This window comes from Rhizobium sp. WYCCWR 11128 (genome assembly GCF_013416305.1).
Lineage (GTDB): Bacteria > Pseudomonadota > Alphaproteobacteria > Rhizobiales > Rhizobiaceae > Rhizobium > Rhizobium indicum.
The window spans coordinates 582,953-593,974 of sequence record NZ_JACCEZ010000002.1 but is presented as its reverse complement, the minus strand read 5'-3'; the positions used below and the strand labels follow the sequence as shown (position 1 = coordinate 593,974).

The 11,022-nt window shown below is 62.1% G+C and carries 11 protein-coding genes; 2 read left to right on the top strand and 9 right to left on the bottom strand.

Going from position 1 to position 11,022, the window contains the following annotated elements:
• Window positions 1-99 precede the first annotated feature (99 nt).
• Window positions 100-657, bottom strand: a complete 558-nt coding sequence (locus HX898_RS10585; RefSeq protein ID WP_180194621.1) for a TetR/AcrR family transcriptional regulator — start codon at window positions 655-657, stop codon at window positions 100-102.
• A 137-nt stretch (window positions 658-794) separates the two neighbouring features.
• Between HX898_RS10585 and HX898_RS10580 the strand changes: the two genes are divergently transcribed.
• Window positions 795-1,997, top strand: coding sequence for an MFS transporter (locus HX898_RS10580; protein ID WP_180194620.1), 1,203 nt, complete (start codon window positions 795-797; stop codon window positions 1,995-1,997).
• A gap of 6 nt (window positions 1,998-2,003) precedes the next feature.
• Here HX898_RS10580 and HX898_RS10575 read toward each other — a convergent pair whose 3' ends face one another.
• Both HX898_RS10575 and HX898_RS10570 read right to left on the bottom strand, forming a co-directional pair.
• On the bottom strand, window positions 2,004-2,447 hold the full coding sequence (locus tag HX898_RS10575) for a nuclear transport factor 2 family protein (RefSeq protein ID WP_180194619.1): 444 nt from the start codon (window positions 2,445-2,447) through the stop codon (window positions 2,004-2,006).
• 62 nt (window positions 2,448-2,509) lie between these two features.
• Window positions 2,510-2,914 (bottom strand): GFA family protein, encoded by a 405-nt coding sequence (locus tag HX898_RS10570; RefSeq protein WP_180194618.1) that lies wholly within the window; start codon window positions 2,912-2,914, stop codon window positions 2,510-2,512.
• Window positions 2,915-2,972: 58 nt separating this feature from the next.
• Between HX898_RS10570 and HX898_RS10565 the strand changes: the two genes are divergently transcribed.
• Window positions 2,973-3,473 (top strand): MarR family transcriptional regulator, encoded by a 501-nt coding sequence (locus HX898_RS10565; protein ID WP_180194617.1) that lies wholly within the window; start codon window positions 2,973-2,975, stop codon window positions 3,471-3,473.
• Window positions 3,474-3,881: 408 nt separating this feature from the next.
• Here HX898_RS10565 and HX898_RS10560 read toward each other — a convergent pair whose 3' ends face one another.
• The 6 genes from HX898_RS10560 to HX898_RS10535 form a co-directional block, all read right to left on the bottom strand.
• Window positions 3,882-4,091: a cold-shock protein gene (locus HX898_RS10560; RefSeq protein ID WP_003545273.1), complete on the bottom strand. Its 210-nt coding sequence runs from the start codon at window positions 4,089-4,091 to the stop codon at window positions 3,882-3,884.
• 280 nt (window positions 4,092-4,371) lie between these two features.
• Window positions 4,372-4,935, bottom strand: a complete 564-nt coding sequence (locus HX898_RS10555) for a YdeI/OmpD-associated family protein (protein WP_180194616.1) — start codon at window positions 4,933-4,935, stop codon at window positions 4,372-4,374.
• Between the two features lie 117 nt (window positions 4,936-5,052).
• Window positions 5,053-7,266 carry a 3-hydroxyacyl-CoA dehydrogenase NAD-binding domain-containing protein gene (locus HX898_RS10550; protein WP_180194615.1) on the bottom strand — a complete coding sequence of 738 codons (2,214 nt, stop codon included), beginning with the start codon at window positions 7,264-7,266 and terminating at the stop codon, window positions 5,053-5,055.
• A gap of 16 nt (window positions 7,267-7,282) precedes the next feature.
• Entirely contained in the window at window positions 7,283-7,666 is a 384-nt protein-coding gene (locus tag HX898_RS10545) for a cupin domain-containing protein (protein ID WP_138388167.1), read from the bottom strand.
• A 2-nt stretch (window positions 7,667-7,668) separates the two neighbouring features.
• Window positions 7,669-8,877, bottom strand: a complete 1,209-nt coding sequence (locus HX898_RS10540) for an acetyl-CoA C-acetyltransferase (protein ID WP_180194614.1) — start codon at window positions 8,875-8,877, stop codon at window positions 7,669-7,671.
• A gap of 100 nt (window positions 8,878-8,977) precedes the next feature.
• Complete coding sequence (locus HX898_RS10535) at window positions 8,978-10,774, bottom strand: acyl-CoA dehydrogenase C-terminal domain-containing protein (protein WP_138334496.1); 1,797 nt, start codon at window positions 10,772-10,774, stop codon at window positions 8,978-8,980.
• Window positions 10,775-11,022 lie beyond the last annotated feature (248 nt).

Here is an 11,022-nt window from a genome sequence, read left to right as displayed (position 1 = left end):
GAGCATTTCCGTTTTTCTCCGAATCACGGAGATGCTCTATCTTTTTGTTTTCACGCAATTCCGGACGCAAAACCGCTACGCACTTTTGCTGGAATTGCTCTAGTCCGTCGCGCTCATGACACGCGCAACCAGATCGCGCACACGCGCTGTCGCCGGCACATCGCCGAATAGGATGCGGTACATGATCGGCGCCACGACCTGATCCATGACGCGGTCCACATCCGGAAAGACCTCGCCGCGAGCCTTCGCCCTCTCGGCGATGACGTCGATCTGCTGGCGGGTATATTCGCTGCATTTACAGGCATTCGCGCCCGCCTGCGCGGCCAGCACGTCACGGATCATCTCGCGGCCCGGGCCGGAGGACATTTCCTCGGCATATTGCTCGGCCCAGGCTTGAAGATCGGCCCCGCCGCTGCCGGCATCGACCGGCTGCATATCCGGCCGCAGCCGATCGACGGCGACATCGGCGAGAAGCTCCTGCAGGTCGCCCCAGCGGCGATAGATGGTCGACGGCGTCACCCCCGCCTTGCCGGCAATCAGCGGGATCGTCACGTCGGCGCGGCTCATCTCGGCCATCAGCTCACGGACCGCCTTGTGCACCGATGCCTGAACCCGGGCGCTTCTGCCGCCCGGACGGAGATTCTCTTTTACTGTCATGCGTGCAACCCGACTTTCTCCCCTTGGCAGCGATAGTTCAAAATCTTTGACAGACCTATTAACGCAAATAATTTGCTTTTATAGAGCGCCTGCTCTACGTAAGCTAACGCAACGGTTTAGCTTTAAGGGGCTTATATATGTTCGCCGCAGCCAAATCCACCGAGAATTCGCCGCGCCCCTCGATCGGCTTTCATGCGCTGACGCTCGCGACCTTTTTCGGCGCCTCCGCGGCGCCGACGCCGCTCTACCGGATCTATCAGGAAAACTTTTCCGTCTCGCCGGTGCTGATCACGGTGATTTTCGCGGTCTACGCCTTCGCGCTGCTGGCGGCGCTGCTGATCGCCGGTTCGATCTCGGATCATCTCGGCCGCAAGCCGGTGATCTTTTTCGCCCTCGTGCTCGAAGTCGCCGCCATGGGCCTCTTCGTCGTCGCAAGCGGTCCCGCCTGGCTGATCGCGGCGCGGATCGTGCAGGGGCTGGCAACCGGGATCGCCGGCGCCTCGATCGGAGCGGCGCTCGTCGATGTCGACCGGGCAAAGGGACAGATCGTCAACTCGATCGCGCCGCTTTGCGGCATGGCGGTGGGGGCATTGGGCACCAGCGCCCTGATCCAATACGGCCCCTTCCCGATGCATCTGGTCTATGCGCTGCTGCTCGTCGCCTTCACGCTGCAGGCGGCGGCCATCTGGCTGACAGGCGAGACCGGCGGCACGCGACCCGGCGCTCTCGGTTCGCTGATACCGCGGGTCACCATTCCCAAGCAGGTGAAGCGGCCGCTGTCGCTGGTGACGCCGATCAACATCGCCAACTGGACGCTTGCCGGCTTCTATCTCTCGCTGGTCCCGTCCCTGGTCGCCAGCACGACCGGCAGTCGGGCGCCGCTGACGGGCGGAGCCGTCGTCACCGCGCTGATGGTGAGCGGAGCAATCGCCGTCTATCTCAGGCGCAGCAATACGGCATCGGCCAATCTGGTTTTCGGCGTGTCGGCCAAGACGCTCGGCATCCTGACGGTCGTTGCCGGCGTCCATCTTGCCAATGTACCCCTGCTGCTCATCGGCACAATTTTTACCGGCGTCGGCTTCGGCACCAATTTCCTCGGGTCGATCGGCACCATCATGCCGCTCGCCAAGGCGGACGAGCGGGCCGGGCTGCTATCGGCCTTCTATGTCCAGAGCTACCTCGCCTTCAGCCTGCCGGCAATCCTTGCCGGGTTCCTGGCGAAATCGGCCGGTTACGCATTGACGACGGATATCTATGCGACGGCGATCCTGCTTTTGATGGGCGGCGGATTGGTGAGCATTCGCGCCGACCGCCGGAAGATCGCGGGGAGTGCTGCCTGACATTCTTCACGGCTTGAGATCGAGCAGCGCCCGGCCGCTGCCGTCCATGGCGAAGGGCACCGAGGCGTGCTGGTGGGCAACCAGCCATCGGCCATCCTGCTTGACGAGGCCCAGCGTCTGGCGGAACCAGAGATCGACGTCGGCGCCATCGGTCTTGGTTCCCGTCATGTGCATGAGGCCACTCCAGAAAGCGACATCCTCGCCGGCCGTCAGTTTGGCATCGCGCACCTCGCCGCCGATCGGGCCTTCCCAGGTATCGAACCAGGCCTGCAGACCCGCCTCGTCCTGGCCGTAATAGGCAAGTGGCGGCGCCAGCGAAAATTCGACGGAATCCTCCGCCTCGTAAGAAAGCGCGTCCTTGGCATTCTTTTCGCCCAGCGCCTTGGCGCGCATCATCAGCATGGCGATAATCGCCTCTTCGTCGATCCTGACATTCGCCTGGTCTTTCACAATCGGTCTCCTTCTCCGTTATGGACATAGGACGAATGGGAGGACGGCAATTCGACATCGATTTAGAGATAACCCGTCACCGCCGGTTCGTTCCACCAGGCATCGTGCCTGCCGTCGGCATAACGGACCGGCAGTGCTGCCAGTTCCTCGGGGGTGATATCGTCGAGGCAGGCGATGTTGATCGAGACATAGGCGCCACCGATCTGCTCGACATAACCGTCGCCATAGGCCGGCACACCGCAGGTGCGGCAGAAGCGGTGATGACCGCTCATGGTGTTGAACTGGTAGTCGGCCGTTTCCGCCTGGTCGCACATCAGCCGGAAATCCTCCGGCTTGACGTTGGCGCCCCAATAGCGGCGCTTGGCGCAGATCGTACAATTGCAGCGGCCGGTGCCCTCATCGAGGTCCATGTCCACCTCGTAGTGCACTTTGCCGCAATGGCAGCTTCCCTTGTAGGTTTTCTTCATGGCGCTCTCCTCCTTCGGCGTTGCCTTCAGTTTTCGGATATGACAATATGTTGTCATTATGGATGAAATACAAAATCGACAACATGTTGTCAAACAAAATCGACCGGAGCGGACGATGGAGGGGGATGCTTTTTCCGCTTTCGCGATCACCGCCCTTCGCCTCGCCGGCCATCTGACGGCGGCGGGCGACCAGTTGGCAAAGCCGGCAGGGCAAACCAGCGCGCGCTGGCAGGTGCTGGCCGCGGCAAGGCGCGGCAACATGTCGGTGGCGCAGATCGCCCGCGCGCTCGGCCTCGCCCGCCAGGGTGTGCAGCGGCTTGCCGACGTACTGGAGAATGAAGGGCTGATCGCCTATGCCGACAACCCGCAGCACCAGCGCGCCAAGCTGGTGCGACTGACGGAAGAAGGGGCGGTGCGGCTCGGCGTCATCGAGATCGCGCAAGCCGGATGGGCCGACGGGCTCGGCGCCGCGTTCACGTCAGCCGAACTCGATGCGGCACGGGCGGTGATGGCGCGGGTCATGGAGATGCTGGAGACTGATGAAACGTCCCGCGGCTGAGCGACTTGCCTGTAGTGCGGGACTTGTTGTCGCCGGCGCCGAGCGAAATCGAACGATTGTTTAAAGTCGTGCCGGGAGCGCCCCCCTCTGCCCTGCCGGGCATCTCCCCCACAGGTGGGGAGATTGGCTGGGCGCGCCGGCTTCCCCAAATAATCAACGCTTCAACATGTCAGTTACGGCAAGACGCCGAAGAGGTGGGCCGGCCACTTGCCGATCTCCCCACCTGTGGGGGAGATGCCCGGCAGGGCAGAGGGGGTGTCGCGGGCGCATTTCTTGGGAAAGGGCACAACATCCGCCGGCCAGACACAAAAAAAGGCCGGGTGAACCCGACCTTCCCTGCTATCTCAACGAACCGTGCCAGTACATCCGTGGTCACGATCCGGAGATGATATTTAGAGCCTTGAAGGCTCAGGCCGCCTGGAGGCGGTCTGCCGACATCTTGCCGGACTTGTTGTCGCGGACGAGCTCGTAAGACAGCTTCTGGCCATCCTTGAGATCGCGCATGCCAGCGCGTTCAACGGCGGAGATGTGGACGAAAACGTCGGCTGCGCCGTCATCCGGCTGAATGAAGCCGAAGCCCTTGGTTGCGTTGAACCACTTTACGGTACCAGTGCTCATGACGATATCCTTTTCGAATCGTTCATAGAAGAATGCAGCTCGGATAAATGCCGAGCAGCGATGAAAACCGATTTTGGAGGAAGTTCGCCAGGAACGACACGAGGCCGTTTCAAAGTTCATCTAGCAAGATCGATGCGCGGATATGTAATCGGAAATTGTGTCCGTGACAAGGCCGCAGCTACGGAAATCGGTGACGTTTCAGACACCGCGGACGGGTCTTTGCCTGCCGCGCTGCGCGGAAAACCGAGGGCGAGATTTTTTGCAGAAGCTGAAATACCGTCTATTCGGCCTGCGTCAACCTGCTGATCGCCTTGCCGAGGCGGGCGACCCGGACTTCCGGGGTCGTCGCCTTCAGGAGCGGCAGGACGATTGCATATTGGCCGGTCTTGTCGAGCCGCGCAAAGGCAGCGCCAGCGGCAGCGTTCTCAGCGAGCGCCGCCGCCAGATCGTCCGGCAGGCCGGCATCGCGCTGCGGAGCGTAGGCGACAGCCCACCGTCCGTCGGCCTTGGCGGCAGCGACTTCGGCAAGGCCCGCGGGCCGCATGCGCCCGGTTTCTGCGAGTGCTGCGACGCGATCGACATTGAGCTTGGACCACGGACTTTTGGCGCGCCGGGGCGAATAACGCTGCAGGTAGCAATGCGCGTCAAACCCCTTGCGCTGGCTGTCAATCCAGCCGTAACAGAGCGCCACATCCAGCGCCTCATCGATGGTGATAAGAGTTCGTTTCGGATTTTTCTTACCGATCTTCAGCCAGGCGCCGGTCGATGCCGCGTGATGCAGGCAGAGCCAAGATTCCCACTCCATCGGATCGGCAAAGGCGAGGATGTCGGTTGACGGTTGCATGGGCGGTCCGATCCGGGTGACAGCGAGGCGTGGGTTGCTTGCGGTTCAGATTGCCGACGCCACCCGCCCCATTCAACGTTTGAAACCCGGCAAGAGCGGCACAGCTTAAAAGACGGCCTAAGCCGCCTTCCCCACCTTCGCATAGGGGTCGAACCGACCGTAGAACGTCTCACCTTTCGCGGCCATGTCCTTCAGCAGTGGCGTCGGCTTGAAGTGGTTCCCGTAAGCAGCAGCTAACTTTTCTGCCAATTCCACGAAAGCCTTCGCACCCATCCCGTCGATATAGCTCAACGCCCCGCCGGTATAGGGCGCGAAGCCAAAGCCCAGGATCGAGCCGACATCGGCCTCACGTGGATCGGTGACGATGCCCTCCTCCACGGTGCGGGCGGCTTCCAGCGCGATGGTGACGAGGAAACGTTGTTTGAGCACGTTGACGTCAACCTCATCCGCCGGTTTCTGCGGGTAGAGGGTCTTGAGGTCGGGCCAGACGGACTTCTTCGCCGGTTTCGGCGGGTAGTCGTAGAAGCCCTTGGAATTCTTGCGGCCGAAGCGGCCCTCCTTTTCCACCATGCGGGAGATGAGTTCCATATGCCTGGGGTCGATGGCTTTTTCGCCGAGATCGGCGACCGTCGCCTTGAGGATCTTCAGCGAGAGGTCGATGGCGACCTCGTCGTTCAGCGCCAGCGGACCGACCGGCATGCCGGCCATCTTGGCGGCATTCTCGATCATGACAGGCGGCACGCCCTCGATCAGCATGTCGTAGCTTTCCGACATGTAGCGCAGCACGCAGCGATTGACGAAGAAGCCCCGGGTGTCGTTGACGACGATCGGCGTCTTCCTGATGGCTGCGACATAATCAAGAGCGACGGCCAGTGCTCTGTCGCCGGTGTCGCTTCCGAGGATGACCTCGGTCAGCATCATCTTCTCGACAGGCGAGAAGAAGTGGATACCGATGAAATCGGCCGGGCGTTTCGAATTCTTCGCGAGACCTGAGATCGGCAGGGTCGAAGTATTGGAGGCGAAGATCGCGCCTTCCGGCAGCACGGCTTCGACCGCCTCTATGACTGCTTTCTTCACCTCGCGATCCTCGAACACCGCCTCGATGACGAGATCGGCATTGGCGAGGTCGGCATAGTCTGCCGAGGGCGTGATACGGGAGAGCAATGCGGTCGCCTCATCCTGCGTAAGACGTCCCTTACCGACGGAATCCTTGACCAGGCCTTCGGAGACGGTCTTGCCCTTGGTCGCCGCTTCGATGTCGCGGTCGATCAACGTCACCGGAATACCGGCGGCGGCGGTGACATAGGCGATCGAGGCGCCCATGAAGCCGGCGCCGACGACGCCGATATGTTTCAGCTCGGTCTTCGCGTGACCCGCCGGGCGGCGGGCACCCTTGCCGAGTTCCTGCATGGAGATGAACAGCGAACGGATCATCGAGAAGGCTTCGCGGGTCTGCAGCACCTCGGTGAAATAACGCTGCTCGATCTTCAGGCCGGTGTCGAACGGCACCTGCAGGCCTTCATAGACGCATTTCAGGATGGCAAGGGCCGCCGGATAATTGCCGGATGTTTCCCGGCGCAGGATTGCCGGAGCCGCCGGCCAGAGCTGGGCGGAAGCCGGCGTCCAGATGCCGCCGCCCGGTGCCTTGAAGCCTTTCTCGTCCCAGGGGGCGACCGGCTTCAGGCCATCCTTGATCATCTGCTTGGCGGCCGGGATGAGCTGATCCGGCTCGACCACCTGATGCACGAGGTTCATCGCCTTGGCGCGGGAGCCGGTCAGCGACTGACCCGTCGTCATCATCTGCAGCGCATCCTGGGCGTTCGCCAGCCGCGGCACACGCTGGGTGCCGCCGGCGCCGGGGAAGATACCGACCTTCACTTCGGGCAGCGCGATCTTGACGCTCTTGGCATTGGAGGCGACGCGGCCGTGGCAGGCGAGCGACAGTTCGAAAGCGCCGCCCATGCAGGTGCCGTTGATGGCGGAAACCCAGGGCTTGCCCGACGTTTCGAGCTTGCGGAACAGGCCGCTCATGCGGCCGACCAGACCGAAGAGGTTCTGCACCGCCGTCTCGGGGCTCTTTGCCTTCTCCTCCTGGTAGGAACTGAACATCGACTTGATCATCGACAGATCAGCGCCGCCGGAGAAGGAGGACTTGCCGGAGGTGAAGACGACACCCTTGACGGCGGCATCAGCGGTCGTGGCGTCGATGATCGCGTCGAGCTCGGCCATCACCTCGGCGGTGAAGACGTTCATCGATTTGCCGGGCATGTCCCAGGTGACGAGAGCGATGCCGTCGGCGTCGGTTTCGAGCGTGAAATTGGTGTAGGTCATTGGGTTTCCTCCCCGATCAGGCCGGCAAATGGCTGCGCTGCGCGTCTAAGGTCTTCGTCTTTTCGGTGACGACATCGCCGGTATGCTTGGTCTGCGACGGCTCGAAAAGCACGATCCAGCATTCCTCCTGCGCCACCGGATTATGCTCGACACCCTTCGGCACAACATGAAAATCACCGGCCTTCAGATGCACATGCGGGCGGTCGCGATATTCGATGGTCAGCGCCCCCTTCCAGATGAGGAAGAGCTCGTCCTCGTCACGGTGGGAATGCCAGGCGAGCTGGCCCTGGACCTTGGCGAGCTTGACGCTCTGGCCGTTGAGATCGGCGATGACGCGGGGCGACCAGTGCTCGGTGACCTCGGCATATTCGGTTTCGATCGTGCCGGTGTTGAAGCCCATCGTCAGACCCTTTCAATAACCGTTGCCGTGCCCATGCCGGCGCCGATGCAGAGCGTCACCAGCGCGGTGTTGAGGTCGCGGCGTTCAAGTTCGTCCAGCACCGTGCCGAGGATCATCGCGCCGGTGGCGCCGAGCGGATGGCCCATGGCGATGGCGCCGCCATTGACGTTGATTTTGTCGTGGCCGATGTCGAAGGCCTGCATGTAGCGCAGCACCACGGCAGCGAAGGCCTCGTTGAGTTCGAAGAGGTCGATGTCGAACAGGCTCATGCCTGTCCGCTTCAACAGTTTCTCGGTGACGTCGACAGGCCCGGTCAGCATCAGGGCTGGATCGGAACCGATATTGGCGAAAGCCTTGATGCGGGCGCGCGGCTTCTTGCCCATGCTCTCACCGCCGGCCTTGGAGCCGAGCAGGACGACGCCGGCGCCATCGACGATGCCGGAGGAATTGCCGGCATGGTGGACATAGTTGATGCGCTCGATCTCCGGATGGGCCTGAATGCCGACGGCCTCGAAGCCGCCCATCTCGCCGGGCATCTGGAAGGATGGATTGAGGGAGGCGAGCGCCTGCATGTCCGTGCCGGGGCGCATGTGTTCATCCTTATCAAGGATCGTCAGGCCGTTCTGGTCCTTGACCGGGACGACCGACTTGTCGAACCAGCCGTTTTCCCAGGCATGGGCGGCACGCTTCTGGCTCTCGACCGCGTAAGCGTCGACATCGGTTCTGCTGAAGCCGTATTTGGTGGCGATCAGATCGGCGGAGACGCCCTGCGGCATGAAATAGGCCGGGAAATTTACCGAAGGGTCCATGAACCAGGCGCCACCGGACATGCCGAGACCGACGCGGGACATGCTTTCGACGCCGCCCGCGATGACGATATCGTCGGCCCCTTGCGCGATCTTGCCGGCGCCGAAATTGACGGCATCGAGACCGGAGGCGCAGAAGCGGGAGATCTGCATGCCGGGCGCCTTGGTGGAGTAACCGGCTTCGAAGGCGGCGGCTTTGGGGATGACGGCGCCGGCATCCATGACCGGATCGACGCAGCCCAAGATGATGTCGTCGACCGTGCCCGTGTCCAGCCCGTTGCGGTCGCGGATCGCCTCCAGCGTCTTTGCCGCGAGGCGGACGGAGGGCACCTCATGCAGGGCACCGTCCTTCTTGCCGCGGCCGCGCGGCGTACGCACGTGGTCGTAAATGAAAACCTCGGTCATCGTCTCATCTCCCTGACGGCAATCTATCTTGCCTCAAATCTTGGCGGGAGGAGAAAAGACCCCTCCCCAACCCTCCCCACAAGGGGGAGGGAGAACCGTCTCAAAACGCTTCGGCGGCCAGTTCCATCATCGTGTCGGCGCCGGCTTCGATGCGGGCCTTGCGAAGTGCGGTTTCCGGCATCAGGCGTTCCATGAAGAAGCGGGCGGTGATCAGCTTGTTCTTCAGGTAATCCTCGCGAGCCGCATCGCCTGATGCAAGCCCATCCTCGGCGGCTTTGGCCATCTTTGCCCACATATAGCCGAGAATGACGAGGCCAAAGAGGTGCATGTAGTCGGTCGAGCCGGCGCCGGCATTGTCGGGCTTGGCCATGGCGTTCTGCATGAACCACATGGTCGCGCCCTGGGCGTCGTTCAAGCCCTTCTTCAGATGCTTGGTGAAGAAGGAGAGCTTTTCGTTGCTGCGGTTCTCCTCGCAGAAATCACCGATCTCCTTGAAGAGGGCCATGGCGGCGCGGCCGCCGTTCAGCGCCAGCTTGCGGCCGACGAGATCGAGCGCCTGAATGCCGTTGGCGCCTTCATAGATCATGGCGATGCGGGCATCGCGCACATACTGGCTCATGCCGTGCTCTTCAATATAGCCGTGGCCGCCGAAGACCTGCTGGGCCATGACGGCATGATCGAAGCCCTTGTCGGTCATCACGCCCTTGAGAATCGGGGTGACGAGGCCAAGAATATCGTCGGCCGTCTGGCGCTCCTTCTCGTCGCTAGCGCGGTGGGCGATATCAGACTTGAGCGCGGTCCATAGCAGGAAGGCGCGGCCGGCCTCGTTGAAAGCGCGGATGGTCATCAGCGTGCGGCGAATATCCGGATGGACGATGATCGGATCGGCCTTCTTGTCCGGCGCCTTGGGGCCGGACAGCGAGCGGCCCTGGATGCGGTCGCGGGCATAGCTGGCGGCGTTCTGATAGGCGATCTCGGAAATGGCGATGCCCTGCAGGCCGACCATCAGGCGGGCCTCGTTCATCATCACGAACATGGCGTTGAGGCCGCGGTTTTCGGCGCCGATCAGGAAGCCGGTCGCCTCGTCGTAATTCATCACGCAGGTGGCGTTGGCGTGGATGCCCATCTTGTGCTCGATCGCGCCGCAGGAGACAGCGTTGCGGGCGCCGACCGCGCCGTCCTTGCCGACGAGGAATTTCGGGACGATGAAGAGCGAGATTCCCTTGGTGCCCTCGGGCGCACCCTCGATGCGGGCCAGCACCAGATGGATGATATTGTCGGTCAGGTCGTGCTCGCCGGCGGAGATGAAGATCTTCTGGCCGGAGATCTTGTAGCTGCCATCAGCCTGCGGCACCGCCTTGGTGCGCAGCATGCCGAGATCGGTGCCGCAATGCGGCTCGGTGAGGTTCATGGTGCCGGACCACGTGCCGTCCACCATCTTCGGCAGATAGGTGGCCTTCTGCTCGTCGGAGCCATGGACGAGAAGTGCTGCGATCGCACCCTGCGTCAGGCCCGGATACATCATCAGCGACATGTTGGCGGCCGAGGTATATTCGCCGACGGCGGTATGCAGCGTATAGGGGAGCCCCTGCCCGCCGAATTCCTCCGGCACAGCAAGGCCGATCCAGCCACCTTCGCGATAGGCTTTATACGCTTCTTTGAAACCCTTCGGCGTCGAGACGCTCGCATCGTCGTGGCGCGTGCAGCCTTCCTGGTCGCCGGAATAGTTCAGCGGAAAGAGAGCTTCCTCTGCAACCCTTCCGGCCTCGCCGAGGATCGCTTCGATCATATCGGGGGTCGCATCGGCAAAACCCGGCAGATTGTTATAGCGTTCGAGACCCAGCACGTCGTTGAGGACGAAAAGCGTATCGTTCACCGGGGCCTTGTAGACTGGCATCTCTCAAATTCCTCCCATTCGACTGACCGGATCGCGCCGGCCTTGGGCACTGTCTTACAAAATATTGACGTTTGCGTAAACGTCAAATTCTGCGCTTGTGTCGTCTTTTCTTGAAAAAATTCGAGGGCACGAATCCGCGAGCCATGAAGTACTGAGAGGAGCAGACGCCATCTCATCTTCCTTGTCCATCACGGAACGGAGTCGCGGCCGGGCAGTGGCGCAAGTCGTTCGGACTTCCTAAGTCTTTG